This is a genomic window from Pantoea sp. S62 (assembly GCF_016658625.1).
GTDB lineage: Bacteria > Pseudomonadota > Gammaproteobacteria > Enterobacterales > Enterobacteriaceae > Pantoea > Pantoea vagans.
Genome location: NZ_JACVVI010000011.1, coordinates 38,321 through 62,892, shown reverse-complemented (window position 1 = coordinate 62,892; position 24,572 = coordinate 38,321). Strand labels below are relative to the sequence as shown.

Below are 24,572 nucleotides of genomic sequence, written 5' to 3'. Positions count from 1 at the left end.
AGCGTCGTGGACAGTCATTCATCGCTGCCTGCACCAGGCCCGCAAAAGCAAAAACCCCGCCGAGGCGGGGTTTCTGGTAAAAAGTCGAAGCTGACCGTTAAGCCGGGTTCTGTCGTGGACAGTCATTCATCTAGGCCAGCAATCGCTCACTGGCTCAAGCAGCCTACCCGGGTTCAGTACGGGCCGTACCTTGTGAACCCCTATTTGGCCTTGCTCCGGGTGGAGTTTACCGTGCCACGAACTGTTGCCAGTCGCGCGGTGCGCTCTTACCGCACCCTTTCACCCTTACCTGATCCCATTTCTGGGCCATCGGCGGTTTGCTCTCTGTTGCACTGGTCGTAGGCTTGCGCCTCCCAGGCGTTACCTGGCACCCTGCCCTATGGAGCCCGGACTTTCCTCCCCTCTGCCCGTCTCCCCACAAGTGAGGACGACGACAAAGCGGCGACTGTCTGGTCAGCTTCGGCGCGGGATAATAGGACATTCGCCGGCATTTGTCACGCCTCTTGCTGCTCCAGCGCATACTTATAGAGGGCATTCTTCTTCACGCTGTGGATCTCAGCGGTCAGCGCAGCGGCGCGCTTCAGTGGCAGCTCTTTTTGCAGCAGCGCCAGCGTACGCAGCGCATCGGCCGGTAACGCGTCTTCGTCATCGACCTTGTGCCCTTCAACAATCAGCACCATTTCACCTTTACGACGATTGTCATCTTCTTTCACCCAGGCCAGCAGTTCGCCAACCGGTGCACCGTAAATTGACTCCCAGGTCTTGGTCAGCTCGCGCGCCAGCACGACGTAGCGTTCAGCCCCCAGCTCACTCACCATATCCTGCAGACTGTCGATCAGACGGTGGGTCGATTCATAAAAAATCAGCGTGCGTGGCTCCTGTACCAGCGCCCGCAGCGCATCGCAGCGGCCTTTGGTTTTGGCGGGCAGAAACCCTTCGTAACAGAAACGATCGGATGGCAGTCCTGCAGCACTTAACGCGGCAATGGCAGCACAGGCACCGGGCAGCGGCACCACACGAATACCCGCTTCACGGCAGCGACGCACCAGATGGTAGCCCGGATCGTTGATCAGCGGCGTGCCAGCATCGGAAACTAAGGCTATGCTTTGACCCTCCTGCAGCTTCGTTAACAGCAGTTCAGCCTTGTGCTGCTCGTTGTGGTCATGAAGTGAGAAGAGTCGCGCATTGATGGCGAAATGTTGTAGCAACAGCCCGGTATGACGTGTATCTTCCGCAGCGACCAGATCGACGCTCGAAAGCACCGTCAGCGCCCGCTGGGTGATATCACCCAAATTACCAATCGGGGTTGGAACGATGTAGAGCGTGCTGGCAGAAATCTCTGCCCGATCGAGTTGTTTCATTGTTTCATCCGAATTGCCGATTTAATATTGAGCATCTTGAAAAAAACATCACTGGATACAGTATGCTTCCTTCAAAAGTCGTTCGTCATAAAGCAGGACGCTTTCTGCCTGTCATTCTTGCTGGGCTGATTTTAGCCGCATGTAGCGGTCAGGGGCCGCAAACCTCAACCGTCAATATTCAGGGGCCAGTCACCGCCAGCTCCGCTTACTATCTGCAGCAAGCGCAGCAAAGCAGCGATGATAGCAAGACCGACTGGCAATTACTCGCAATCCGCGCCCTGTTGAAGGAAGGAAAGTATCCTGAGGCGACCCAGCAACTGAGCCAGTTGCCGCAGCAACTCTCTGAGACGCAGCAACAGGAATCCCTGCTGCTGAAAGCGCAATTGCTGATTTCACAGCAGAAAACCAAAGAAGCTGAACCGCTATTAGCTGCCGTGAAAACCGGTTCGCTGTCGCAGGATCAGCTGGCGCGTTATTACAGCCTGCAGATCGCCAGCGCCCAGGGTCGCCCTTCACTCTCACTGCTGCGCACCTATATTGCGCATGAGCCGCTGCTGAAAGGCACCGATCATCAGGCCAACATTGACGCCACCTGGCAGACACTGACGCAGATGTCGCCGCAGGAGGCCAGCAACCTGGTGATTAATGCCGACGAAAATGTGCTGCAGGGCTGGCTCGATCTGCTCGCGGTCTGGCGCGCCAACGCGCAGGATGCGGAGATGCTGAAGTCAGCTATCAAAGACTGGCAGACCCGCTATCCACAGAACCCGGCGGCCAAAACGCTGCCGACGCAGCTAAGCCAGATGCAGAACTACACCAAAGCCTCAACCAGCATCATCGCGCTGTTGCTGCCGCTGAACGGCCAGGCGCAGGTGTTCGCGAATGCGATTCAGAAAGGCTTTAACGACGCGAAGAACGGCGTCTCCGCACCGGTCGCTCAGCCTGCTGCTGCCCAGCCTGCCGCTGCAGATGCGACGGCCAGCACGCAACCTGCCGCTGCAGCGGGATCGGCTGCCGATCCCATCAGCGCGCCGCAGCAGTCTGCTGACACCACAACCCAACCTCAGTCACAGCCCCAGTCTCAGCCTGCTACTGCCGCACCGGCCAGCAACGCCCAGATCAAAGTCTATGACACCAGCAGCCAGCCTATTGAGCAGGTCATGCAGCAGGCTCAGCAGGATGGCGCGACTATCGTGGTCGGCCCGCTGCTGAAGAGCAACGTTGAAAAGGTCGCCAACAGCCAGACGCCACTGAATGTGCTTGCGCTCAATGAGCCGGAGAAGATCCAGAACCATCCGAATATCTGCTACTTTGCGCTTTCTCCTGAAGACGAAGCGCGCGATGCCGCGCACCATATCTGGGATCAGGGCAAACGCCAGCCGCTGTTGCTGGTGCCGCGCAGCGGACTGGGCGATCGCGTCACCAACGCTTTTGCTCAGGAGTGGCAGAAACTGGGTGGCAGCACCGTCATGCAGCAGCGATTTGGCTCGACATCTGAGCTGAAACAGGGCATCAACAGCGGTGCGGGCATCAGCTTATCGGGTACGCCGGTGAACGCTGCACCTGCTGAGCCGCAGGGTGTTTCGATTGCGGGCCTGACCATTCCGGCACCGCAACAGAGCACGCCAGATGTGGTCAGCACCAGCAGCGGTGGCGGCGTCGATGCGGTCTACATCGTCTCCACGCAGGATGAACTGCAGCTGATCAAGCCTATGATTGCCATGCGCACCGGCAGCCGCAGCAACATTTCGCTGTATGCCAGCTCGCGCAGCGCGCAGGCGGGTGCCGGCCCGGACTTCCGTCTGGAAATGGATGGCCTGCAGTTCAGCGATATTCCGCTGCTCTCCGGCAGCAACCCTGGCCTGATGCAGCAGACCTCAAAGTCATTCAATAATGACTACTCGCTGGTGCGTCTCTATGCCATGGGTATGGATGCCTGGACGCTGGCGAATCACTTCAACCAGATGCGTCAGTCTCCTGGCTTTACGCTGGATGGCAATACCGGCAAGCTCAGCGCCGACACGGATTGTGTGATCAACAGGAAGTTGACATGGAACCAGTATCGTCGGGGCGAAATCGCACCGGCCAACTAAATCGCCGTCAGATTGGTGCCGGGCATGAAGAAGATGCCCGGCGCTATCTGGAGCAGGCTGGCCTGATATGGGTCGCCAGCAATGTTCACTTTCGCAATGGTGAACTTGACCTGATTATGCGTGACGGGCACTGTTGGGTGTTTGTTGAAGTCCGCTACCGGCGCGATGCGCGTTACGGTGGCGCACTTGCCAGCGTTACCCGGAATAAACAACAAAAGCTGCTGCGCGCTGCCGCTCTCTGGCTGGCGCAACGCGGCGGCAGTTTTGAAACAGTGAATTGCCGTTTCGACATCATCGCCATTACCGGCACGGCGCTCGAGTGGCTGCCGAATGCCTTTAATGCAGACGTTTAGAACCAGGTGGTCGTGTGCAGGAAAGAATTAAAGCGTGTTTTACCGAAAGTATTCAAACCCAGATTGCCGCAGCCGAGGCGTTGCCCGATGCTATCTCGCGCGCGGCCATGACGCTGGTGCAGTCGCTACTGAATGGCAATAAAATCCTGAGCTGTGGTAACGGTGCTTCATCTGCCAATGCCCAGCACTTCGCCGCCAGCATGATCAACCGTTTTGAGACCGAACGCCCCAGCTTACCGGCGCTGGCCTTAAGTGCCGACAACGTGATGCTGACCGCGATTGGTAACGACCGTCTGCATGATGAAATCTATGCCAAGCAGGTACGCGCACTGGGACACGCAGGCGATGTGTTACTGGCTATCTCAACCCGGGGCAACACCCGCGACATCGTCAAGGCGGTAGAAGCGGCGGTAACACGCGATATGACTATCGTTGCGCTTACCGGGTATGATGGCGGAGAGCTCGCCGGACTGCTGGGTCCGCAGGATGTGGAAATCCGCATTCCGTCGCACCGCAGCGCCCGTATTCAGGAGATGCATATGCTCACCGTTAATTGCTTATGCGATCTGATCGATAACACTCTCTTTCCCCATCAGGAATGACCGAAGGAGCACGAATGAAAGCATTGAATGCTATAGCTATTCTGTTAACCGCCATGCTGCTGCAGGGCTGCGTTGCGGTTGTGGCTGGCGGCGCAGCGGTTGCCACCAAAACGGCGACCGATCCCCGCTCGGTAGGGACGCAGGTTGATGACGGCACCCTGGAGCTGCGCGTCACTAACGCGCTGGCGAAAGATCAGCAGATTAAAACCGATGCCCGCGTCATCGCCACGGCTTATCAGGGCAAAGTGCTGCTGACCGGCCAGGCACCTTCGCAGGAGATCGCCAATCGTGCCAAACAAATCACCATGGGCGTTGATGGCGCAACCGAGGTCTACAACGAGATCCGCATCGGCCAGAAAGTGACGCTGGGCACCACGTCCTCAGATACCTGGATCACCACCAAAATCCGCTCGCAGCTGCTGGGCAGCGATCAGGTGAAATCCTCCAACGTGAAGGTGACGACCGAGAATGGCGAAGTGTTCCTGCTGGGTCTGGTGACGCAACAGGAAGCGCAGGCCGCGGCCGATGTTGCCAGCCGCGTCAGTGGCGTGAAGCACGTCACCACCGCCTTTACCATGCTGAAGTAACCGATAAAAACGCAAAAAGGCGGCCCTGGCCGCCTTTTTTATTGCTTTTTTTTCAGACCGTTTCAGACCGGAATGTCGATCACCAGCGCGCGGGTCGCGGTTTTTGCAGTCAGCTGCAACTGCTTCTCTTCCTGCAAAAAGGCACCATCGCCACAGCCCAGCTTCTCCTGATGATCCGTGCCGGACATCGCCTCCAGCGAACCGTGAATCGACTGCAGGTAGGCTCGTGGCCCCTGTATCGGCAGCGAGTAATGTTCGCCCGGTGCCAGCTCGACCTGATGGATCCACACCTGCTGACGCAGTTGCAGGCTGTCGTCCACGCCATCCGGCGAAGCAATCAACTGAGACACGCGGCCATCTGTGAGGACTATTTTCTGCATCCGCGGATTTTCGCGCTCCGGACAGGCGGCCAGCCAGAGCTGCATGCGCGTCAGCGGGCGATCTTTGCTCAGGTTAATTTCGGTGTAACTCACTCCGGGCTGAGCAGAGAGCAGAAGCGCTTCCCCTTCCCGCACGCTGATCGTGTTGCCTTCACTGTCGCGGTATTCGGCTTCACCCTGCAGCACGATGTTCAGCACATCGACCTGAGGATAAGTGCGCGGCTGAAAAGCGGCACCCGGTGCCAGCACTTCCTGGTTCAGTACGCGCAGCGACGCGTAACCCATCAGTTTGGGATCAAAATAGTGGCCAAAAGAGAAACTGTAGCGGCCCTGTAACCAGCCGAAATCGGCCTGACCACAGGCGGACGCACTGCGTGTCGTTATCATTATTTACCTCCGGCATCCGGTGACGAGGATCGGCCACGGACTTTATGCACCTATGGTAAAAGTCTGGACGCCGGATTGTTAGCCAGTTAATCTGCCCGGCATGTTCAAATTTCCTGACAGAGAACCGGGATGGCTAAAGAGCGTGCGTTAACCCTTGAATCGTTACGCGTTATGGATGCGATTGATCGGCGTGGCAGTTTTGCAGCAGCCGCAGATGAACTGGGGCGCGTGCCTTCCGCCCTCAGCTACACCATGCAGAAGCTGGAAGAGGAGCTGGATGTGGTGCTGTTTGACCGCTCCGGTCACCGTACCAAATTTACCAACGTGGGACGCATGCTGCTGGAGCGTGGCCGGGTACTGCTGGAAGCGGCCGACAAGCTCACCACCGATGCGGAAGCGCTGGCGCGTGGCTGGGAAACCCATCTGACCATTGTTACCGAAGCGCTGGTGCCCATTGATGCACTGTTTCCGCTGGTGACCCGTCTGGCCGACAAAGCCAACACGCAGTTTTCGCTGGTGACGGAAGTGCTGGCGGGCGCATGGGAACGACTGGAACAGGGCCGCGCCGATATCGTGATTGCCCCCGATATGCACTTCCGCGCCTCCACCGAGATCAATACCCGCAAGCTCTACACCATGATGAGCGTCTACGTCGCCAGTGCGGATCACCCGATTCATAACGAGCCGGAACCGCAGTCTGAAGTAACGCGGGTGAAATACCGTGGCATTGCGGTTGCGGATACCGCACGTGAGCGTCCGGTGCTGACCGTGCAGTTGCTGGATAAGCAGCAGCGCCTGACCGTGAGCAGCATGGACGACAAGCGCCGTGCGCTGCTGGCGGGCCTGGGCGTGGCAACCATGCCCTATTCATTAGTCGAGCAGGATATTGCCGAAGGCCGCCTGCGGGTGGTGAGTCCGGAGTATACCCGCGAGGTCGATATTATTATGGCGTGGCGACGTGACAGCATGGGCGAAGCCAAATCCTGGTGTCTGCGCGAGATCCCGCGCCTGCTGGCGAAGAAAAACTAAGTATCATGGTTTCAGGGCGAAGCTAAGACCGGCTCAGGCAATCCATCGCCACCGCCCTGAAGCTGTTGAAATCGCTGCTGTCCCGCAGGCGGGTCATCGCCCGTTCACGCAGGAAGGTCACAAACAGATCGTATATCGCCATTGCCTCTTCATACTCACTTTTGCTGATGGCCAGCAGGAAGATGACATAGGCGGTATCGTCGCCCCACGCGATGCCGTGCGGTGCCAGCACGGTATAGACCACGGTTTTCTTTGCCAGCAGTCCCAGCGAGTGCGGCAGTGCGATTCCTTCGCCCAGCATGGTGCTGACAATCGCTTCACGCTCTTCAACCGACGGATAGAACGCCGCATCCACAAAGCCCTCCTCCTGCAGCTGATCGCACAGCTGACGAAACAGTTCAGACTGGGTCATCGGCCTGTCAACAATATGAAAATGCTGGGCATCAAAAAATTTCGCCAACATGTAGGGCCGCGTCCGGTCGACCAGCACCAGCTTGCCAATCTGCTCCAGCTGAAAACCGGTGGGAAACGGTGACATCACCACCACCGGTTTCTCTTTTTCACTGAGCCGGATGGTCGAGATAACAAAATCTTCGTCGATACGGCTGCGCGCCTCATATTCGCGCTGTGACAGGCGCGCCGTGACCTGTAACTGCGGGTATTTACGCAGCAGCATTGCCTCAATCATGCGCAGCGTAGAGTTACCGCTGTCGCACACCAGCAGCACCTGCGGATGGCGCTGATAGCCGACGTCATAGTGGCGCTCCAGCCCGACGCCAATATGCAGCACCAGAAAGCCGATCTCATTTTCGGAGATAACATACGGGGTATATTTCCCCCAGCTGGTTACCGCCGCTAAGGTGACATCGTAGGCCATCGGATAGTGCTGCTTGATGTTGCTGAGCAAGGGGTTGGGAATGTGGATCTGATAGCGCACCCGGGTAATCATGGTTTTGATGTGGGTGAGCAGATCGGCACGCAGCTGCTGATCGTTTTGCAGATTGAAGTTGTAGTGGGTGTTAATAAAGCTGAGCAGGTAATCCACTAAAGCGTCGGCGTCATCGGCATTAATAGCGCTGGGGGCGATCGCCTGAATGCGCCGCGCCGCAATATTGACCCGCAGCCAGTTCTCTTCCGCTGGTGAAATCGGTTTGCTGACCAGCGGGCGCATCAGATTAATCAGCTGATGTGCCGCTTCACGCACCTCATCACCAATCTCCTCGGCTCCCGGATCGTTTAACGGATAGCCTTCACTGATGCGACGCACCGCCACGGCGCAGTAAAGCCGCAGATAGCGCTCGCCCTCATCGCTGAGGCGAATATTGTGCTGGGCAAAGCAGTTTTGCAGCAGCGGGCGCAGCGTATCCAGCATGCCGCTGTTAAGCGCTTCAATCGTCAGCAGCGGACTCTCCGGCTGCGCCTGATCGATTTGCCATAACAGATCGGTCAGGCAGGTCCGAATCGCCACTTCGCTGCCGAACAGCTTCATGCCGTAGTGTGGCTTGCTCTCAATAGTAAGATGATAGCGCCCCAGCCATTCGCGGACTTCTGCCATATCATTCTGCAGGGTAGCGCGGCTGACAAACCACTCTTCGGCCAGCTCTTCAAGTTTCAGCGAATAGGCCGCAGTGAGAAAACGGGTCAGCAGGTAGCGAACCCGGTCTGGCGAGGTGCGTGGCACCCGCAGCGGCGACGCGGTGTGCTGCTGCAGATGCTGAAAGCGCTGAGCATCCTCAATCTTCAGCTGATAGCCCGCGCCACGGCTCAGGATAAACTGCGCGCCATGCTCTGCCAGCAGCGCATTCAGCGCCGTGATATCGGTGCGCACGGTGCGGGTCGAGACGGCAAAACGCCGCGCCAGCTCATCCTGAGGCAGCGTTTCGTTTTGCAGGGCATCGAACAGTTGCGCGAGGCGCTGATTGGGAAATCTCACAAGCGTTACCTGTTTGCAGACAGAAAGTGGGAACATCAGCCTACGGCGATCGTCACACAACGTCCATGTTGCGCGATCGGCCTGCTGCAGGCTGATCGTGTCGATCTCTACGCCAGTAGCGTTTTACAGATAGCCAGTAGCTGCTGCACATCTTCGATGCGGGTTTCTCCGCTGGCTTTGTCGATGATCGAACTGTAGACGTGCGGGATCACTTTGCTGACGCCGGACTCCAGCGCAATGCGCACGATCTCGCCGAAATTCTCCAGATCGATACCGCCGGTGGGCTCCAGCCAGAAATCGAGTTTTGCACAGGCTTCCGCCACGGCGCGATACTCATCCACCGCCTGCAGACCGCCCATCGGGAAATATTTCACCGAGCTGCCGCCCATATCCTGCAGCATCGCAATCGCCGTTTCGATAGGCACGATCCCGTCCTGCTGTTTTGCGCTGCGCGGTCCGGTAGAGATTTTCACCTGACCCGGCGTGCCGGTGGGCGAGATCAGACCGTTCACGATGGTCTGTGACTGGCCCAGCAGCGCACGACTGGTGGCGACGCCGGTAAAGACCTGGTTCACATGCTGCGGTTGCAGCACCGCGGAGATCTCACTCACCATCTGTGACTGTTCAGGATCACCCGCACCCAGCCCCACCGACAGCGCATTATCAATCAGCGCAGCATACTCGCGCATATCAGCGATAGCGGCGTCATTGCTGGCGTAGTTTTTTGACAGCACGCCGACCAACACGTGCCCTTCTGCTGCCTGCCAGATGGCGCGGGCGTTCTCTTTTGATCCCGCCAGGACGTTAAGGCAGATGCGATCCTGATAAAAGTTGGGGGTCAGCGTCATGCGTGTTTCTCTCCGTTTAACAGTGCCTGAATGCGGGTGAAAATAGTGTTCAGTTGATCAGCGCTGACGCTGCGCACGTCTGCTTCAATGATCCCCTCGTTGGCTTTGTAGCCACGGAAGTAGATCGCGACGTCGCCCTTTTTCAGCGCCTGCACCAGATCGCCGGTGCGCTGCTGGATCGCGGTTTCGTCAAAGGCGATCTCAGCGCGGGCAATATCGCGTCCGGCACCATCCCACACGATGCGGGCCGTCACGCCATTCAGGCCATTGAGCTGCTCAATAAACGGCGTCATTTTTTCCACCATCTGCGCGCCGCTGATTTTTGGCTGCGTCAGATAGTTTTCAATCGCCTGAGTCAGCCCCAGAATCCCCTCTTTGCCCACTTTCATTGCGCGGCCAATGCCGTTGGTCTGGCGTTTGACCCACTCAACGTATTGATGCCTGCCAATAACCAGCCCGCTGGTCGGCCCTTCAATCGCTTTTGCGCCGCTGTAGATCACCAGATCGGCACCCGCCTGGTAGTAGCACTGCAGATCCTCTTCCGCGGCTGCATCGACGATCAGCGGTACACCATGCTCACGCGCAACCGCCGCGGCCTGCGCCACATCGAGATGGCTCTTCTGCACGCAGTGATGCGATTTCACATAGAGGATTGCTGCGGTCTGCGGCGTGATCGCCGCAGCCAGCTGGGCAGGTGAGCACTCGTTGCTGTAACCCGCTTCCACCAGTTGCCCGCCACCCAGCGCCACCATGCTGCCGACCGGGGCGCCATAGTTCACGTTGTGGCCTTTCGGCACTACAATCTGGTGCGGGATGGTCAGCGGTGCGGCGTGCAGGTTATCCACCAGCCAGTCATTGTCTTTCACAATCACCGCCGCCACGCACTGGGCGATGCCTGCGGAGGCGCAGGAAACCACCAGCGCGTTCTCCACCTTCAGCAGACCGGCGATATAAGCACCGGTCTTATCCACCAGATCTTTCATTTCGAAGTAGTGGTCGAGGCCGTATTTCACCGTATCGATCACGTCACTCGACGGCGTAGAGACGCCGAGGATCGTCATACGGCCAGAGGCGTTAATTACCGGCTTCAGGCCATACTTTTCATATACCGAGGTCATGCGCTATTCCTTCTTCTGTCGCGATCCACGTGCCAGCGACCACAGCCGCCAGCGGAACCAGATGCTTCTCACCGGTTACCTGTTCACCTTCTGAATCGATAAAGGGCCGGGTTTCCTCTTTGACGCTAAAAACAGTCAGGTCGGCGTCGTAACCCACTTTCAGCTGGCCCTTGCGCTGCAGGCGCAGTCCTGCAGCCGCATTGACCGTCACGCAGTCGATCACCTGCGGCAGCGTCATACCGACGCTGAAGAATTTCGACATCACATGCGCCAGGCTGTGAACCGGCCCGGTCAGGCGATTACGGCAGTAGATGTCAGAGCTGATGGTGTCGGGCAGAATGCCCTGCGCAATCGCCACGCGGGCGACCTCGAAGCTGAAGCTGGCGCTGCCGTGGCCAACATCGAGTTTTACGCCACGTGCGATGGCATGTTTTACCGCCGCTTTGAGTTCACCCTGCGGCGTCAGAATGCGGTTGGGTTTGCCATTAAAGCAGTGCGTGATGATGTCGCCCGTGGTCAGCAGATCCGCAATCTGGTCGAGATTGGGTGGATTATTGCCAATGTGAACCATCAGCGGCAGACCGCCGCTCTCCTGCTGGATCGCTTTGGCTTTGATCAGCGGCTGGACGCCGTTCTGACCGACCACGCTGCTGCTGATGCGCGCCTTGAGGCCGACAATAAAATCGGGCAGTCGAGCCACGGCCTGCTGCACCGCCTCGCCATCGATCTGCGTCATATCGGCCAGCTCATTCTGAGTGACGATGCCGGTGCGGGCGATATTGATCAGCGCATAGACCTGGGTCTGCGCCGCGCGCGTCAGCTGGTAGAAGTCATCGATGTGTTCTGCGCCGGTGCTGCCCGCATCGACCACCGTGGTGACGCCATGCGCCACGCCAATCGCGTCCGCTTCATCATGGTAAATCGGTGATTTGGGATAGCAGTGAACGTGGGAGTCGATCCAGCCCGCGCTGAGGTAGTAGCGGCCCGCCAGATCGCGCTCACGCGGTGCGCTGCCCTGCACCTTGCCGATGGCAGCAATGCGGCCATCCTGCAACGCAATATCGACCACCTGCTCATCGCTGAGGCGCGCATTGCGGATAATCAAGTCGTACATGGTTTCTCCTTAACGGCAGCCCGCTGCCGGGCTGCCGGTGAGATCAGAGAGCAATCGGGAACAGCGCACCCAGGATCATCGCGCCGAGGATGGCACCGCCGGTAATCGGCTTGTTCCAGAGATAGAACAGCAGCGCACCCAGCAGCGAGCCCAGACCAATCGGAATGGAGGCCGCCATGGCGGACAGGATGATCAGCGGCCCCAGAAAGCGGCCTGAAGCATTACCTGCACCCATCATCACGTCTGCGCCGTAGGTGGAGTCGCTCTGATTGATGGTGAATTTACGCGCCAGAATGATCAGGTAGCCAATCGCCACGCCAATCACCAGGCCCGTCGCCAGCGAAGCTGCGAAGTTCGCCACGGGGAAGATGATGCCCGCCCCCAGCAGCAGTGCCGGCACACCCAGCCCGACCCCAGTCTGGATCGCGCCGCCGATATCCAGAATACCCACCAGCGAGCCTTCGATAATGCGGGCAAACAGGAAGCTGGCACCGAAGGCGGCGACCGCACCGTAGACGCCGGTTTCCATCCCTGCGCGCAGCATCGAGACAAACGCCACTTCGTTAAACGCGCCAATACCATAGAGGTAATACATGTGGGTCCCGGCAAAGACGCCCGAGGAGAGCAGGCCAACAAAGATCGGGAAAGACCAGTCGGCGTACCAGAAGCCTTTATTTTCGTTCATCACATTGCCTCTTATTTGCCGCTGACTGAGTTGTGGATCATGTCGAGCCAGCCTGGAATGCCGAGCTGGAAGGACTGCAGCAGCTTCATGTCGAAACCGCGGAAGAAGCCGCTCAGCACAAACAGCAGCACAATGGCGGTCATCATTACTTTGGTGACCCGGTTCCAGCCGCTCTCTTCCACGCCTTTACCGATCAGGATCCCCAGCACCAGACCTGGTACGGCGTTGCCCATGATCAGTTGCGCCAGACCGCCAAAAATGGTGGCCCAGAAGCCTGATTTTTTGCCTGCATCGATCGCCGCCAGCCAGAAGATGACCGGCATGACGGTATTCACCAGCAGGTTAGCGGCGGGCACCAGCACTTTGACCGCCGTCACCTGCAGCGCAGCCGGCACCGCAGAGGCGGTAGAGTTAAGGAAGGCGACCACGATCATCCCGATGATGCCGCAGGCGATGGCCATTTTTTTCGGATCGTGCAGCGTCTCCGCCACATTACGATTCTTCACCATCAGGGCAGCCGCACCCCAGTTTGGAATGATGCGATGGTCCACATCCTGCGTGAATGAACCGGCTGCGACAGACGATGCCCAGGCATTGAAAAAGAAGCCAAGACCAAAGGAGAAGTGGGAGGCCGGATCGCCTTCACACGAGTTCAGCTCACCCAGCGTACGAAACGCCCCCATGCCTTGGGTGGTGGGCGCGTGGAACATACGTGCAGCCCCCGCGCCAACGCCGACGCCTACCAGGCCCCCAATGATCAACGACTTAAACAAAATGACTAAAAACATGTTGCTGTACCTTGTTGTCGTTTTTACCCGCCCTATCCGCGCCGCCGCATCGCCCCGGCCTGACCGCCGCGCTATCGCTACAGCAGTGGAATGGGCAAACGGCGGGCTGATGTAAACAGGTTCTGTTTTATGATGCCGCCGTGAACGTCACCTGCTCGGTGTCGAAAACGGTGACGCTGACGGTGATCTCCAGCGTTACGCTGAAGCTCCGCCGTTGGCGCGCCAGAAAGAAAAAGAGAAACTTCTCGGTTCTGACGCTCTCCTGCGCACGCAGCACCCGGACATCCTGAGGTTCGATGCGCAGCAGAATTTTTTGCGTCGCGCGCAGAACCTGGTTCTGCACACGACTCAGGGCATCGGCAAAGGCTTTCGCTTTGGTGTCGCCTTTGCCCTCAACCGTCACCTGGGTAACGTAGTGTTCTTTCATAATCAGCTGCCGTGCTTCTTGTTCCAGGCCTGCACCAGCCGCTCGCCTAACTCTTCTTTATCCATAAAGCCGAAGCCCAGCACCGTGGCGCCTTCATTGATGGCGGTGACGCCTTCGTCAACAGAACGCATGCCGTGTTTGGCTTTGTAGCCATATTTGTTCTGCGCGGTGATAGCACCTGCGCCGCCGCTGCCGCAGAACGAGATGCCGAAATCGGCGTTTTCTGCCTTCATCACGTCACCCAGCTTCATGTCAGCGGCCACGCCTGGCACCACGACAGCACGACCACCCGCTTTCTCGATGCCCGCCGCCACTTTCTGGCCCTTACCTAAACGATCGCCAATCACTACTGTTACCATGGTGTGTTCCTCTCTAATTGTTTGATCGCGCAACTTCAATATGCACTGACAGCAGCCAGGCCTCTTCGCGGGGGAGATTGCCGAACAGGTCGACGACCTGCTGCGCCAGCGCGACCGTTTCAGGCGGAATATCCTCAAACAGCTCCGCTTCCACTTCCGGCAGCGGCTCCCCGCTCAGCGAACGTGACGCCATGGCCCCGACATGCGATTGCAGCATCTGCTGCTGGACCGCGTTGGGCTGAATGCCATGCTGCTGATAGATCGCCGCAATCTGCGTCATCACGCTGTCAGCCAGCTGTTGCACTTTCTCCGGTGGCGCTTCATACACCGGGACGCCGTTATTGCTCACCTTGCTACTCCTGTTAAACCAGATAATTCGCGTTAGAAATAAATTAGCGGTCATCACCCCGGCTGTGGAGAGGCAACATTTCCAGCAGTAAGTGGAAATTGAAGTGAAGGTTGTGCGTCAGATCGCAGGCTGCACGCTTAGTGCGATATGCGTCGCAAAATGCACCAAATGATGGCGTTAGCTTCGCAAGGCGGTGATGTTGTGCGGCGACCAGACTGCCGGGCGGTGGTTTACGGTGCGGTGATAAGCAGAAGTGATGGTAAAAACCGCCGGTCAGGCTGACCGGCGGTCGGATTAGCGGAATTTCTTATGGTTGGTATTACGGATGTCATCAAATTTAGCGGCTTCGCGCTTTGCGCCGTCCACGTTGTTGGCTTTCGCCAGCGCGCTGACCACGTCAATCTGTGCGATAAGTGAGTCGAGGCCCGCGTGGTAGTCTTTGATCTGCGCACTGTCAGCAGGCTGACCTTCCAGCTTATCGGGCGTCGACTTTTTGGCATCCTGCGCCGCGGTTCGCATTTTGGTTAACGCCTGCTGCATCTCCTGCGCACTGTCCGTTTTCTTAACGATTTTCAGATTCGCATTGAGCGTGTCCATATCCTGCTCCAGATCTGCCGCATAGAGGCTGACGCTGGAGAACAACAGAGAAGCCGACAACATTGCAATCACATGCTTACGCATCATTACTTCCTTTTTATTGTGATGAAAAAAAAGCAGCCAACCGGCTGCTTCAGGAATTCATCTTTATTGTCCCGCTATCTTCATCTCAGGCAGTAACACGGAACCGCACTGGATATTACTGCGGGTTTCAATATCGTCACCGATGGTCACCATGTTGTGCCACATCTCTTTAAGATTGCCGGCAATGGTGACTTCGCTGACCGGGTACTGAATGACGCCATTCTCAACCCAGAAACCGGCTGCACCGCGTGAGTAGTCACCGGTAATGGCGCTGACGCCCTGGCCCATCAGCTCGGTCACCACTAATCCGGTTCCCATCTGCTTCAGCAGGTCGTCAAAGCTGTGGCCCTGACCCGCAATGCGCCAGTTATGAATACCACCAGCATGACCGGTGCTGGTCAGACCCAGTTTACGGGCGGAATAGCTGGTCAGCAGCCAGGTCTGCAATACGCCATCTTTGATGATGTCGCGCGCCTGAGTCCGCACCCCTTCGCTGTCGAACGGCGTAGAGGCGAGCCCTTTCAGCAGGTGTGGCTGTTCACTGATGGTGAGCCACTCCGGCAGAATCTGCTGACCCATTGAATCCAGCAGGAAAGTCGATTTACGGTAAACGCTGCTGCCGCTGATCGCACCAACCAGATGACCAAACAAGCCGGTCGCCACTTCAGCGGCAAAAATTACCGGGGCTTTCATGGTCGGCAGTTTACGCGGGGCCAGACGGGATAGCGTACGGCGCGCGCACTCGGCTCCTACCCACTCCGGGCTTTTCAAATCTTCAAATGCACGGCCAATGGTATAGGCGTAGTCGCGCTCCATGTTGCCATCCTGCTCAGCGATGACGCAGCTGGAGAGCGAATGGCGGCTTGAGCAGTAGCTCTGCAACATTCCGTGGCTGTTGCCAAAGACTTTAATGCCGACGTGGCTGTTGAAACTGCCGCCTTCGGTGTTGGTAATTCGCTTGTCGGCACGCAGTGACGCCTGCTCCGCCTGCGCGGCCAGTTCAATGGCGCGGTCAGCGTCAATTTCCCACGGATGGTAAAGATCCAGATCCGGCGCATCATAGGCCAGCAGCTCTGCGTCGGCCAGACCGGCAAACGGATCGGGCGAGGTGTAGCGGGCAATATCAATCGCCGCCTGCACGGTACGTTTGATCGCATCCGGGCTGAGGTCGGTCGATGAGGCACTGCCTTTACGATTCTGATGATAAACGGTGATGCCCAGCGCACCGTCGCTGTTAAATTCAACGTTTTCCACTTCGCCATAACGGGTGCTGACCCCGATGCCGGTGGTCTTACTGACAGCCACTTCCGCGCTGTCAGTGCTTGCTTTAGCCAGTTCAAGTGCCTGCGCAATGGCCTGCTCCAGTACTTTTCGCTGTTCTGCAACCTGAGTAGATACGTTCATCGACCTGCCGTCTAATCTTATGTGTGAATGATTTGAGTCTATCAGAGTCAGAGAACAATTTCGCAGTCACCCGATAAACTGGTAGGATTAGCCTCTTTTTTTTTGGGAGCCCGGAAATGACCAGACAGCCCGATGAGTGGCTCGACGATGTGCCAGATAATGACGAAGAAGAAGATGAAGAGATTATCTGGGTCAGTAAGAGTGAAATTAAACGCGATGCAGAAGAGTTAAAGCGCCTGGGAGCCGAACTGGTTGATCTGGGTAAAAACTCGCTGGATAAAATCCCACTGGATGAGCGCCTGCGCACCGAGATCGAACTGGCACAGCGCATCAAGAAAGAGGGTCGCCGCCGTCAGCTGCAGCTGATCGGTAAACTGCTGCGCAGCATTGATGTGGAGCCTATCCGCATTGCGCTGGATAAGCTCAAGAATCGTCACAACCAGCAGGTTGCGCTGTTCCATAAACTGGAAATGCTGCGCGATCGTCTGATTGAGCAAGGTGATGAGGCGATGAGCGACGTGATTGCGCTTTATCCCGATGCCGATCGTCAGCAGTTACGCAGCATGATTCGTAACGCGCAGAAAGAGAAAGCGGGCAACAAGCCGCCGAAGTCTGCCCGTCAGATTTTCCAGTATCTGCGCGAGCTGGCCGAAGCGCAGTAATGTCATGGCGGGCAGTCTCGCCCGCCTCCCGGCAGCACTTACCGATAGATATAGAGAATACCGGTGCGCAGCCGCAACTGGCGTTCGCTCGATGTAGCAGAACGTCCGATATCGCCAAAGGTGACGTAAGGCACCCAGACGCGATCGTTGCCAAGCGCATAATCGAACTGTAACTCCTGTTCATAGTCATCATGCTTATTAGCAAACAGTTTCGCATCCGCGTGCTTATACACCAGCTTATAGGTGGTGGTGAGGCGATCGGTTTTATTCCGCAGATAGAGATCAAAACGGTTAGCCGTGCGATGCCGGTCAGTATCGCAATAATCAATACCCCCGGTGCGGCAGTGATCGTCATGGGCATAATCGGTCAGTTCAAGGCGATATAATCCGCCAACAGACCAGCGGTCATTAATTTTATACCAGGGTGCCACACCAAACTTCCATTCGGTGCGCGAGGAGTTAAATTCCGGCTGAATAAAAGGCGATAGCGTCCAGTTCCCCCAGTACCAGGACTTCAGAAAGGTGACTTCCACCACATTTAACACGGTGTCGTTATAATATTTATCTTTTGGATCTGCGCCACCGGTTTTAAATTTGGTTTCGACGCCAAGAAACATATTATCCGGCAGTGTGGTACTCAGCCCCAGCTTGTCATAGTGCGTGCGGTCGCGAAGACGGTACTCGTGCCGGTAATCCACCGTAGCCGTTGCCAGCGCTGCCGCCGAAGTGCATAACAGCGTGACGCCCAGAGCTAATGATCGTGTTGTACTTTTTCCCATAAAAATGTCCTTATTCTCAGTAATAAGGGCAATGAATTATCCGAATTCATTTAACCCAAATTTAACTTATATTTAAACCCTGTATTAATATAAGATGCCACATAAAGAAAACCTGTTAATTGTTTCTTTAATCTGAACCCTTCTGATTATTATTTATTTCTCAGCTGCAACAGAGACGATGCTAAAAATAACCGGCAGGTGTGGCCTTTCTGTTTCAGACACTAATAAAGAAAATATGGCAACTGAAGGAAGAGTGAGCAGATCAGATTCAAACTATGCGGGATTTATTCAGGAAATAATATTAACGGCAATAACGCTTTAAAAAAAAGCGCCCGAAACGGGCGCCTGATTTTCAGGCCAGCCTGTCCAGCAGCTTCTGATGAATGCCACCAAACCCGCCGTTGCTCATCACCAGAATCGTGTCGCCAGGCTGAGCGGCTTTAGCCACCATTTCCACCAGGGTATCGATATCCGCGCTCCAGTGCGCAGGCGGAATGCACGCTTCTGCTACATCTGAAACCTGCCACGGAATATGGTGCGGCTGGAACAGGAAGACCTCATCAGCACGCGCCAGCGACGGCGCCAGGTCGTTTTTGCTGACGCCCATCTTCATCGTATTGGAGCGAGGCTCCAGCACGGCCAGGATGCGTGCTCTGCCACCCACTTTACTGCGCAGGGCAGCCAGTGTCGCCAGAATGGCCGTCGGATGGTGAGCGAAGTCATCATAGACTTTGATGTTATTCACTTCGCCACGCAGCTCCAGCCTGCGACGTGCATTGATAAAGGTGTTCAGCGCCTGGCCGGCATCTTCCGGCTTCACACCTACATGCCGCGCGGCAGCAATTGCCATCAGGCCGTTGTGCATGTTGTGTTCGCCCACCAGCGCCCAGTTCACTTCCCCGACTTTCTCACCGTCGAGCCAGATTTCCCAGTGAGACGCATCGTTGGTCAGCTTCTTCGCCTGCCAGCGCCCGTGCTCGCCAACGCTCTCCTGCTCGCTCCAGCAACCCATCGCCATCACCTGTTTGAGGTTAGGATCATGTTCCGGCAGCAGGATCTTGCCCTGGCCCGGCACGATCCGCACCAGATGGTGGAACTGTTTCTGGATCGCCCGCAGATCGTCAAAGATATCGGCGTGATCAAACTCAAGGTTGTTGAGGATCAGGGTCCGTGGAGAGTAATGGACAAATTTGGAACGCTTATCAAAAAACGCGCAGTCGTACTCATCCGCTTCAATCACGAAGAATGGACTTTTTCCTAATTTTGCCGAGACATCGAAGTTTCCAGGCACACCACCAATAATGAAGCCGGGTTCAAGGCCGCAGGCCTCGAGAATCCACGCTGCCATACCGGCTGTGGTGGTTTTACCGTGGGTTCCGGCCACGGCCAGCACCCAGCGATCGCGCAGCACGAAATCGTGCAGCCATTGCGGGCCAGAGAGGTAGGGAATGTTGCGTTCCAGCACCGCTTCCACACAAGGATTACCTCGCGTCATCGCATTGCCGATAATGACTAAGTCAGGCACCGGATCAAGCTGACTGGCGTCATAACCTTCCGTTAATTCAATGCCTTGCTGTTCGAGCAGTGTACTCATTGGCGGGTAAACGTTGGCGTCTGAACCGGTCACCTGATGACCCAGTGAACGAGCCAGCACCGCCAGACCACCCATAAAAGTGCCACAAATCCCGAGGATGTGAATGCGCATAACATGATCCATTACTCAAAAGTTCGGCGCACAGTGTAACGCCGCTCGCAGACGGAAGAAACGGATTAGGACTATGGTTTTTGAAGTTCAATCGGCTAAACTGCGTACGCATCCGTTGGCAGACTGTTACGCGTGCTGCCACTCCATCGAAGATTCAGGGAATGTGTTATGAAAACGTTGGGCGAATTTATCGTCGAGAAGCAGCACGACTTTCCGCACGCCACAGGTGAACTGACGGCGCTGATTTCAGCTATCAAGCTGGGTGCCAAAATTATCCACCGCGACATCAATAAAGCCGGTTTAGTGGATATTCTCGGTGCCAGTGGTGTGGAAAATGTTCAGGGTGAACAGCAGATGAAACTGGATCTGTTCGCTAACGAAAAACTGAAGGCAGCACTGAAAGCACGTGGCATCGTCGCCGGTATCGCTTCTGAGGAAGAAGACGAGTTCGTTATCTTTGAAGGTGAGGAAAACGGTAAGTACGTGGTGTTAATGGATCCACTGGATGGTTCTTCTAACATCGACGTTAACGTTTCCGTCGGTACCATTTTCTCTATTTATCATCGCGTCAGCGAGCCGGGTACGCCAGTGGTTGAAGCGGACTTCATGCAGCCAGGCAACAAGCAGGTTGCTGCCGGTTACGTGGTCTACGGCTCATCCACCATGATGGTTTACACCACCGGTGCAGGCGTGCATGCGTTTACTTACGATCCGTCACTGGGTGTGTTCTGCCTCAGCCACGAACGTATGACCTATCCACCAACCGGTTACACCTACTCGATTAACGAAGGTAACTACATTCGTTTCCCGCAGGGTGTGAAGAAATATCTGAAGTTCTGTCAGGAAGAGGATCTGCCAACGCACCGTCCTTATACCTCACGTTACATCGGATCGCTGGTCGCGGATTTCCATCGTAATCTGCTCAAAGGCGGGATCTACCTCTACCCAAGCACCGCCAGCCATCCTCAGGGCAAGCTGCGTCTGCTGTATGAGTGCAATCCGATGGCCTTCCTGGCCGAGCAGGCGGGCGGTAAAGCCAGCGACGGTCAGAAGCGTATTCTGGATATTCCACCGGTCACGCTGCATCAGCGCTGCCCGTTCTACTGCGGTAATGAGGCAATGGTAAACGACGTTGAGCGTTTCCTGGCGGAGTTCCCGGATTGCCGTCAGGGTTAATCTGGTCGTAGTATAAAAAGAGATATAAAAAGGGCGCGATATCGCGCCCTTTTTGCTTTTACGCCGTCTGTAATCTGAACTGCGCCATGGTTGCCTGAAGCTGATCGGACTGCGCTTCCAGCGACTGGGTCGCGGCGGTGGCCTGTTCCACCAGCGCCGCGTTCTGCTGCGCCGCCGCATCCATCTGCGTGACCGCCAGATTGACCTGCTCAATGCCACGGCTCTGTTCGTCGGAAGCCATTGAGATCTCCTTCATCAATGCCGTGACGCGCATCACTTCGCCAGAAATCTCATCCATGGTTTCCCCGGCGCGCGTCGCCATCTCGCTGCCCTCTTTGACCCGCGACTGTGAATCACTAATCAGCGTACGGATCTCTTTAGCCGCATTAGCACTGCGCTGTGCCAGCGTGCGCACTTCATTTGCGACAACCGCAAAGCCACGGCCCTGCTCGCCTGCACGCGCCGCTTCTACGGCAGCGTTGAGCGCCAGAATGTTGGTCTGGAAGGCGATACCGTCAATCACGCTGAGAATGTCGCCGATGCGATTGGCGCTGTCGGTGATCTCATGCATTTTTTCCATCACGTAGCTGACCACCTCAGCGCCGCGATCGGCAGTCTCGGAGACCGCGCTAGCCAGCTGATTCGCCTGCTGAGCATTCGTGGCGTTAAGGCGCACGGTTGCCGTGAGCTGCTCCATGCTGGCCGCCGTCTGCTCCAGCGAAGCGGCAGACTCTTCGGTGCGCTGCGACAGATTGACGTTACCCGCGGCCAGTTCACGGCTGCCGATGTCGATCTGCATACTCGCTTCACGCACCTGACTCACCGAGGTGCGCAGTGACTGCTGCATCCCGCTCAGCGCGTGGTTAAGTCGTCCCAGCTCGTTGTTACTTGACGGTGGCAACGCCTGTGACAGGTCGCCCAACGCGATCTGCTCAAGATGGACAATTGCCTGGTTCAGCGGCTGCAGCAGCATCCGGCGCAGCAGTTGCCAGGCGAGCACCAGCAGCAGCAGGGTTAATACCACCGCTACGGCGATCAGGATTTTCATTTTGGTTTCGTTGTAGGCCGCCTGTTCAAGCTGGGCCTGAGTGATCTGATCGGCTAGCTGGCTGAAGTCATTGACCGCCTTGTCGTAACTGGCCGCCAGCGTCGCCAGATTGCCTTCCAGCAGCTGGTAATATTCGTCGGTATATTGCTTATCCAGCGCATCCATCATCGGTTTGATGCCCTGATCGAGATAGGCTTTGTAACTGGCTGAAACCGCATCCGCCAGCATTTTGCCGTGCGCCGTCACTGTTCCGGCATCAACAAAACGCTTCAGGTGTTTCTGCGATGACACCACATCCGCCTGCGACAGTTTTGTCACTGCCGCGCCCTCTTCCAGCATTCCAATTTCAATTTTACGTACCGCCAGCGCCGCGTTTGCGCGGGCCCGCATCAGATCGGAATTGCTCTTATACAGACTGTTCAGCTCGATCCCCTGAATGCGATTGATTACATCCAGCGAGCGATTGCCTTTATTAATTGCCACGATACCCATAAAACTCACCGCCAACAGCAGCAGTGTCATAAATGCCAGCAATGCCAGCAACCCCGTGCGAAGTGATAACTGTTTCATCCTGATAGTTTCCGTGTATGTGAAAAGGCGAATTTTGAAGCGGCCCTAAAGCGGAGAAATTATCGGCAGTAACGGGGCGAAACTTTAACTCTGATTAGTGTTAACAACTTGATCATCACAGAAACATCCATCAAGCTGATCGCCGCTTATCCGTTATCCGGAGAAAATAATGAAACCAGGGTTGCTTCTGATGCTGCTGCTCCTCAACACGACGGCAATGGCAGAGGATCTGCCGTCAGATGCCTCGCTCAAGCGCTGCCTGAATGACGCCCCGACAACGCTTGCGATGAACCAATGCTATGCGGCAGCCAATCAGGCCTGGGATCAGGAGATGAATCAGCAGTACAACACACTGATGAAAACCCTCTCCGGCGAACCTAAAAATAAATTGCGTGCTGCGCAGCGCGCGTGGCTGAGCTACCGCGATAGCTGGCTTGCAGCGAGCCACAGCCAGCTGGCGACGCAGGGAACGCTGGGCAGCGTAGCGCTGAGTGCCCAGGGCCTGAGCCTGGTACGCAATCAGGCATTGATGTTGCAGTCCCTCGGTAAAGGCAGTTGTGCCAACCCCGATGACTGCTGACCCATAACCCGCTTTTGCGCTGGCTGACGTCAGTGCGCTGTTAACCTTCAGGGAGAAACCATGGCTGCTTACGCCTCGACATTGATTCTGATTGCCCTTGCCGTACTGAGCTATTTTGTTCACAACAACGCAGTCACCATTTCTATCCTGGTGCTGCTGGCGATTAAAATTACCCCGCTGGCGCAGTTCTTTCCCTACGTGGAAAAACAGGGCATTACCTTGGGCATCATTATTCTTACCGTGGCGGTAATGGCGCCGCTGGCCAGCGGCTCACTGCCCGCCTCTGCGCTGCTTAAATCCTTTGCCAACTGGAAGTCGATTGTGGCGATTGTGGTGGGGATTTTTGTCGCCTGGCTGGGCGGTCGTGGCGTGAACTTTATGAGCGTGCAGCCGTCGGTTATCGGGGGGCTGCTGATTGGTACGGTGATTGGCGTAGCGTTCTTCCGCGGCGTGCCGGTAGGACCACTGATTGCCGCAGGCATTGTTTCGCTGTTTGTGGCGGCTAAGTAGCGTTAGGGCGCATTCCGAAACGCCAAAAAGAGGGCATACTTTCAGAGTCAGTTGGCTATAATAGCCGACACTCAACATACGACTACTGAAGGAATGCCAGATGAGTTTGAACCAGGTGCCAGCAGGTAAAGACCTGCCAGAAGATATCTACGTTGTCATTGAGATCCCAGCGAATGCTGATCCGATCAAATATGAAGTTGATAAAGAGTCTGGTGCCCTGTTTGTAGACCGTTTCATGTCTACCGCCATGTTCTATCCGTGCAACTACGGCTACATCAACCACACCCTTTCTCTGGATGGTGATCCGGTTGACGTACTGGTTCCGACCCCGTATCCACTGGTCCCGGGCTCAGTGATCCGCTGCCGTCCGGTTGGCGTGCTGAAAATGACCGACGAGTCTGGCGAAGATGCCAAACTGGTTGCCGTTCCGCACACCAAACTGTCTAAAGAGTACGATCACATCAAAGATGTGAACGACCTGCCAGAACTGCTGCGTGCACAGATCACCCACTTCTTTGAGCACTACAAAGATCTGGAAAAAGGCAAATGGGTGAAAGTGGATGGCTGGGATAACGCCGAAGCCGCTAAAGCCGAAATCATCTCCTCTTACGAGCGTGCACAGAAGAAGTAATTCTGCTGCCGGTTTGTGAGTCGAAAAAAAACACCGTCCAACTGGACGGTGTTTTTGTTCAGGCCTCTGGCTCCTCATCGCGCTTCAGCCAGTCACCACTCATAATGCGCTGGCGTCCTGCCACTGAGCGTTGATAGACATAAAGCCATGCACTGCCAAACGGCGTCTGAGTCAGATAACGTTTGTACTCTCCCCCTTTGGTGCGAAGCGCATCCAGCTCCGCAAGGGTTGAGGCATCAATGCGGTACACTTCACACTGTACCGCTCCATTGCCCTCTATGACGCCGGGATAATGCCCCAGACTGTAAAGCTCAAAGCCTTCAATCTGGTGATCACCCAGCCACTGCGCATTCGTCATCCAGTGACTGTTTCCCTGTTTGCGCCGTAAACTGCCGTAGACAATTATTCGCATT

27 protein-coding genes and 1 other RNA gene are annotated in these 24,572 nt (G+C 56.3%); 10 read left to right on the top strand and 18 right to left on the bottom strand.

The genetic code is table 11. The features are described 5' to 3' along the window. Positions 1-82: 82 nt before the first annotated feature. Positions 83-461, bottom strand: an RNA gene (rnpB, locus tag IBT54_RS16105) — RNase P RNA component class A. Between the two features lie 33 nt (positions 462-494). Then, on the bottom strand, positions 495-1,361 hold the full coding sequence (rsmI, locus tag IBT54_RS16100; RefSeq protein ID WP_013359137.1) for a 16S rRNA (cytidine(1402)-2'-O)-methyltransferase: 867 nt from the start codon (positions 1,359-1,361) through the stop codon (positions 495-497). A 62-nt stretch (positions 1,362-1,423) separates the two neighbouring features. Between rsmI and IBT54_RS16095 the strand changes: the two genes are divergently transcribed. The 4 genes from IBT54_RS16095 to dolP are packed head-to-tail and all read left to right on the top strand — an operon-like array spanning position 1,424 to position 4,996. Next, a complete protein-coding gene (locus IBT54_RS16095) occupies positions 1,424-3,454 on the top strand; it encodes a penicillin-binding protein activator (RefSeq protein WP_201252457.1) in 2,031 nt (676 codons plus the stop codon). Further along, positions 3,412-3,807, top strand: a complete 396-nt coding sequence (locus IBT54_RS16090; protein WP_033784093.1) for a YraN family protein — start codon at positions 3,412-3,414, stop codon at positions 3,805-3,807. Before IBT54_RS16095 ends, IBT54_RS16090 begins: the two co-directional genes overlap by 43 nt. A gap of 14 nt (positions 3,808-3,821) precedes the next feature. After that, positions 3,822-4,409 (top strand): DnaA initiator-associating protein DiaA, encoded by a 588-nt coding sequence (gene diaA, locus IBT54_RS16085; protein WP_003855538.1) that lies wholly within the window; start codon positions 3,822-3,824, stop codon positions 4,407-4,409. Between the two features lie 14 nt (positions 4,410-4,423). Next, a complete protein-coding gene (dolP, locus tag IBT54_RS16080; protein ID WP_013359140.1) occupies positions 4,424-4,996 on the top strand; it encodes a division/outer membrane stress-associated lipid-binding lipoprotein in 573 nt (190 codons plus the stop codon). Positions 4,997-5,058: 62 nt separating this feature from the next. Here the strand turns inward: dolP and IBT54_RS16075 are convergent, their stop codons facing one another. Beyond that, positions 5,059-5,763, bottom strand: a complete 705-nt coding sequence (locus tag IBT54_RS16075; protein ID WP_061063456.1) for a pirin family protein — start codon at positions 5,761-5,763, stop codon at positions 5,059-5,061. A 129-nt stretch (positions 5,764-5,892) separates the two neighbouring features. Here IBT54_RS16075 and IBT54_RS16070 point away from each other — a divergent pair, with 129 nt between their 5' ends. Next, positions 5,893-6,792 (top strand): LysR family transcriptional regulator, encoded by a 900-nt coding sequence (locus IBT54_RS16070; protein ID WP_013359142.1) that lies wholly within the window; start codon positions 5,893-5,895, stop codon positions 6,790-6,792. A gap of 22 nt (positions 6,793-6,814) precedes the next feature. Here the strand turns inward: IBT54_RS16070 and IBT54_RS16065 are convergent, their stop codons facing one another. From IBT54_RS16065 to pmbA, 11 genes are all read right to left on the bottom strand, one after another. Continuing rightward, positions 6,815-8,725, bottom strand: coding sequence for a PRD domain-containing protein (locus IBT54_RS16065; RefSeq protein WP_201252456.1), 1,911 nt, complete (start codon positions 8,723-8,725; stop codon positions 6,815-6,817). Between the two features lie 107 nt (positions 8,726-8,832). Further along, positions 8,833-9,573: a KDGP aldolase family protein gene (locus tag IBT54_RS16060; protein WP_201252455.1), complete on the bottom strand. Its 741-nt coding sequence runs from the start codon at positions 9,571-9,573 to the stop codon at positions 8,833-8,835. After that, the gene (locus tag IBT54_RS16055; RefSeq protein ID WP_201252454.1) at positions 9,570-10,691 is read right to left on the bottom strand and encodes a DgaE family pyridoxal phosphate-dependent ammonia lyase; all 1,122 of its coding nucleotides are present in this window, start codon (positions 10,689-10,691) and stop codon (positions 9,570-9,572) included. Before IBT54_RS16055 ends, IBT54_RS16060 begins: the two co-directional genes overlap by 4 nt. Then, positions 10,675-11,805 carry an amidohydrolase/deacetylase family metallohydrolase gene (locus tag IBT54_RS16050; RefSeq protein WP_095706624.1) on the bottom strand — a complete coding sequence of 377 codons (1,131 nt, stop codon included), beginning with the start codon at positions 11,803-11,805 and terminating at the stop codon, positions 10,675-10,677. The genes IBT54_RS16055 and IBT54_RS16050 overlap by 17 nt, the downstream gene beginning before the upstream one ends. A gap of 43 nt (positions 11,806-11,848) precedes the next feature. Then, entirely contained in the window at positions 11,849-12,490 is a 642-nt protein-coding gene (locus IBT54_RS16045; RefSeq protein ID WP_033734006.1) for a DUF4310 family protein, read from the bottom strand. An 11-nt stretch (positions 12,491-12,501) separates the two neighbouring features. Further along, positions 12,502-13,278 carry a DUF4311 domain-containing protein gene (locus IBT54_RS16040; RefSeq protein ID WP_201252453.1) on the bottom strand — a complete coding sequence of 259 codons (777 nt, stop codon included), beginning with the start codon at positions 13,276-13,278 and terminating at the stop codon, positions 12,502-12,504. Positions 13,279-13,405: 127 nt separating this feature from the next. Further along, positions 13,406-13,705 carry a DUF4312 family protein gene (locus tag IBT54_RS16035; protein WP_013359149.1) on the bottom strand — a complete coding sequence of 100 codons (300 nt, stop codon included), beginning with the start codon at positions 13,703-13,705 and terminating at the stop codon, positions 13,406-13,408. Between the two features lie 2 nt (positions 13,706-13,707). Continuing rightward, positions 13,708-14,064, bottom strand: a complete 357-nt coding sequence (locus IBT54_RS16030; protein WP_010256477.1) for an SFCGS family glycine-rich protein — start codon at positions 14,062-14,064, stop codon at positions 13,708-13,710. Positions 14,065-14,077: 13 nt separating this feature from the next. Beyond that, positions 14,078-14,413, bottom strand: a complete 336-nt coding sequence (locus IBT54_RS16025) for a glycine dehydrogenase (RefSeq protein ID WP_061063460.1) — start codon at positions 14,411-14,413, stop codon at positions 14,078-14,080. 294 nt (positions 14,414-14,707) lie between these two features. Next, positions 14,708-15,094 (bottom strand): cytochrome b562, encoded by a 387-nt coding sequence (gene cybC, locus IBT54_RS16020; protein ID WP_033734013.1) that lies wholly within the window; start codon positions 15,092-15,094, stop codon positions 14,708-14,710. 63 nt (positions 15,095-15,157) lie between these two features. Then, positions 15,158-16,498, bottom strand: coding sequence for a metalloprotease PmbA (gene pmbA / locus IBT54_RS16015; RefSeq protein WP_013359153.1), 1,341 nt, complete (start codon positions 16,496-16,498; stop codon positions 15,158-15,160). 116 nt (positions 16,499-16,614) lie between these two features. Here pmbA and yjgA point away from each other — a divergent pair, with 116 nt between their 5' ends. Continuing rightward, the gene (gene yjgA / locus IBT54_RS16010) at positions 16,615-17,160 is read left to right on the top strand and encodes a ribosome biogenesis factor YjgA (protein WP_013359154.1); all 546 of its coding nucleotides are present in this window, start codon (positions 16,615-16,617) and stop codon (positions 17,158-17,160) included. Between the two features lie 38 nt (positions 17,161-17,198). Here the strand turns inward: yjgA and IBT54_RS16005 are convergent, their stop codons facing one another. Both IBT54_RS16005 and mpl read right to left on the bottom strand, forming a co-directional pair. Continuing rightward, positions 17,199-17,939, bottom strand: coding sequence for an oligogalacturonate-specific porin KdgM family protein (locus IBT54_RS16005; RefSeq protein WP_033784101.1), 741 nt, complete (start codon positions 17,937-17,939; stop codon positions 17,199-17,201). Between the two features lie 352 nt (positions 17,940-18,291). Further along, complete coding sequence (gene mpl / locus IBT54_RS16000; protein ID WP_033784102.1) at positions 18,292-19,644, bottom strand: UDP-N-acetylmuramate:L-alanyl-gamma-D-glutamyl-meso-diaminopimelate ligase; 1,353 nt, start codon at positions 19,642-19,644, stop codon at positions 18,292-18,294. A 168-nt stretch (positions 19,645-19,812) separates the two neighbouring features. Between mpl and fbp the strand changes: the two genes are divergently transcribed. After that, positions 19,813-20,820 (top strand): class 1 fructose-bisphosphatase, encoded by a 1,008-nt coding sequence (gene fbp / locus IBT54_RS15995; protein ID WP_013359157.1) that lies wholly within the window; start codon positions 19,813-19,815, stop codon positions 20,818-20,820. A gap of 58 nt (positions 20,821-20,878) precedes the next feature. Here fbp and IBT54_RS15990 read toward each other — a convergent pair whose 3' ends face one another. Beyond that, a complete protein-coding gene (locus tag IBT54_RS15990; protein WP_201252452.1) occupies positions 20,879-22,438 on the bottom strand; it encodes a methyl-accepting chemotaxis protein in 1,560 nt (519 codons plus the stop codon). Between the two features lie 169 nt (positions 22,439-22,607). Between IBT54_RS15990 and IBT54_RS15985 the strand changes: the two genes are divergently transcribed. The 3 genes from IBT54_RS15985 (at position 22,608) to ppa (ending at position 24,159) form a co-directional block, all read left to right on the top strand. Continuing rightward, positions 22,608-23,018 (top strand): lysozyme inhibitor LprI family protein, encoded by a 411-nt coding sequence (locus tag IBT54_RS15985; protein WP_201252451.1) that lies wholly within the window; start codon positions 22,608-22,610, stop codon positions 23,016-23,018. A gap of 60 nt (positions 23,019-23,078) precedes the next feature. Beyond that, a complete protein-coding gene (locus IBT54_RS15980) occupies positions 23,079-23,528 on the top strand; it encodes a DUF441 domain-containing protein (RefSeq protein WP_013359160.1) in 450 nt (149 codons plus the stop codon). Positions 23,529-23,628: 100 nt separating this feature from the next. Continuing rightward, positions 23,629-24,159, top strand: coding sequence for an inorganic diphosphatase (ppa, locus tag IBT54_RS15975; RefSeq protein WP_003855519.1), 531 nt, complete (start codon positions 23,629-23,631; stop codon positions 24,157-24,159). 58 nt (positions 24,160-24,217) lie between these two features. On the opposite strand, the gene IBT54_RS15970 is transcribed toward ppa, so the two are convergent. Further along, positions 24,218-24,571, bottom strand: a complete 354-nt coding sequence (locus IBT54_RS15970) for a gamma-glutamylcyclotransferase (RefSeq protein ID WP_013359161.1) — start codon at positions 24,569-24,571, stop codon at positions 24,218-24,220. Position 24,572 lies beyond the last annotated feature (1 nt).

What these genes read in the sequence shown, in the direction of transcription:
- IBT54_RS15980 (WP_013359160.1), top strand. Translation starts at nt 23,079, where the DNA reads ATGGCTGCTTACGCCTCGACATTGATTCTGATTGCCCTTGCCGTACTG.
- dolP (WP_013359140.1), top strand. Translation starts at nt 4,424, where the DNA reads ATGAAAGCATTGAATGCTATAGCTATTCTGTTAACCGCCATGCTGCTG.
- IBT54_RS16005 (WP_033784101.1), bottom strand. Translation starts at nt 17,939, where the DNA reads ATGGGAAAAAGTACAACACGATCATTAGCTCTGGGCGTCACGCTGTTA.
- cybC (WP_033734013.1), bottom strand. Translation starts at nt 15,094, where the DNA reads ATGCGTAAGCATGTGATTGCAATGTTGTCGGCTTCTCTGTTGTTCTCC.
- IBT54_RS16045 (WP_033734006.1), bottom strand. Translation starts at nt 12,490, where the DNA reads ATGAACGAAAATAAAGGCTTCTGGTACGCCGACTGGTCTTTCCCGATC.
- IBT54_RS16050 (WP_095706624.1), bottom strand. Translation starts at nt 11,805, where the DNA reads ATGTACGACTTGATTATCCGCAATGCGCGCCTCAGCGATGAGCAGGTG.
- IBT54_RS16095 (WP_201252457.1), top strand. Translation starts at nt 1,424, where the DNA reads ATGCTTCCTTCAAAAGTCGTTCGTCATAAAGCAGGACGCTTTCTGCCT.
- yjgA (WP_013359154.1), top strand. Translation starts at nt 16,615, where the DNA reads ATGACCAGACAGCCCGATGAGTGGCTCGACGATGTGCCAGATAATGAC.
- IBT54_RS16060 (WP_201252455.1), bottom strand. Translation starts at nt 9,573, where the DNA reads ATGACGCTGACCCCCAACTTTTATCAGGATCGCATCTGCCTTAACGTC.
- IBT54_RS16030 (WP_010256477.1), bottom strand. Translation starts at nt 14,064, where the DNA reads ATGGTAACAGTAGTGATTGGCGATCGTTTAGGTAAGGGCCAGAAAGTG.
- IBT54_RS16040 (WP_201252453.1), bottom strand. Translation starts at nt 13,278, where the DNA reads ATGTTTTTAGTCATTTTGTTTAAGTCGTTGATCATTGGGGGCCTGGTA.
- IBT54_RS15985 (WP_201252451.1), top strand. Translation starts at nt 22,608, where the DNA reads ATGAAACCAGGGTTGCTTCTGATGCTGCTGCTCCTCAACACGACGGCA.
- ppa (WP_003855519.1), top strand. Translation starts at nt 23,629, where the DNA reads ATGAGTTTGAACCAGGTGCCAGCAGGTAAAGACCTGCCAGAAGATATC.
- IBT54_RS16075 (WP_061063456.1), bottom strand. Translation starts at nt 5,763, where the DNA reads ATGATAACGACACGCAGTGCGTCCGCCTGTGGTCAGGCCGATTTCGGC.
- IBT54_RS16090 (WP_033784093.1), top strand. Translation starts at nt 3,412, where the DNA reads ATGGAACCAGTATCGTCGGGGCGAAATCGCACCGGCCAACTAAATCGC.
- rsmI (WP_013359137.1), bottom strand. Translation starts at nt 1,361, where the DNA reads ATGAAACAACTCGATCGGGCAGAGATTTCTGCCAGCACGCTCTACATC.
- mpl (WP_033784102.1), bottom strand. Translation starts at nt 19,644, where the DNA reads ATGCGCATTCACATCCTCGGGATTTGTGGCACTTTTATGGGTGGTCTG.
- IBT54_RS16055 (WP_201252454.1), bottom strand. Translation starts at nt 10,691, where the DNA reads ATGACCTCGGTATATGAAAAGTATGGCCTGAAGCCGGTAATTAACGCC.
- IBT54_RS16035 (WP_013359149.1), bottom strand. Translation starts at nt 13,705, where the DNA reads ATGAAAGAACACTACGTTACCCAGGTGACGGTTGAGGGCAAAGGCGAC.
- IBT54_RS15970 (WP_013359161.1), bottom strand. Translation starts at nt 24,571, where the DNA reads ATGCGAATAATTGTCTACGGCAGTTTACGGCGCAAACAGGGAAACAGT.
- fbp (WP_013359157.1), top strand. Translation starts at nt 19,813, where the DNA reads ATGAAAACGTTGGGCGAATTTATCGTCGAGAAGCAGCACGACTTTCCG.
- pmbA (WP_013359153.1), bottom strand. Translation starts at nt 16,498, where the DNA reads ATGAACGTATCTACTCAGGTTGCAGAACAGCGAAAAGTACTGGAGCAG.
- IBT54_RS16070 (WP_013359142.1), top strand. Translation starts at nt 5,893, where the DNA reads ATGGCTAAAGAGCGTGCGTTAACCCTTGAATCGTTACGCGTTATGGAT.
- IBT54_RS15990 (WP_201252452.1), bottom strand. Translation starts at nt 22,438, where the DNA reads ATGAAACAGTTATCACTTCGCACGGGGTTGCTGGCATTGCTGGCATTT.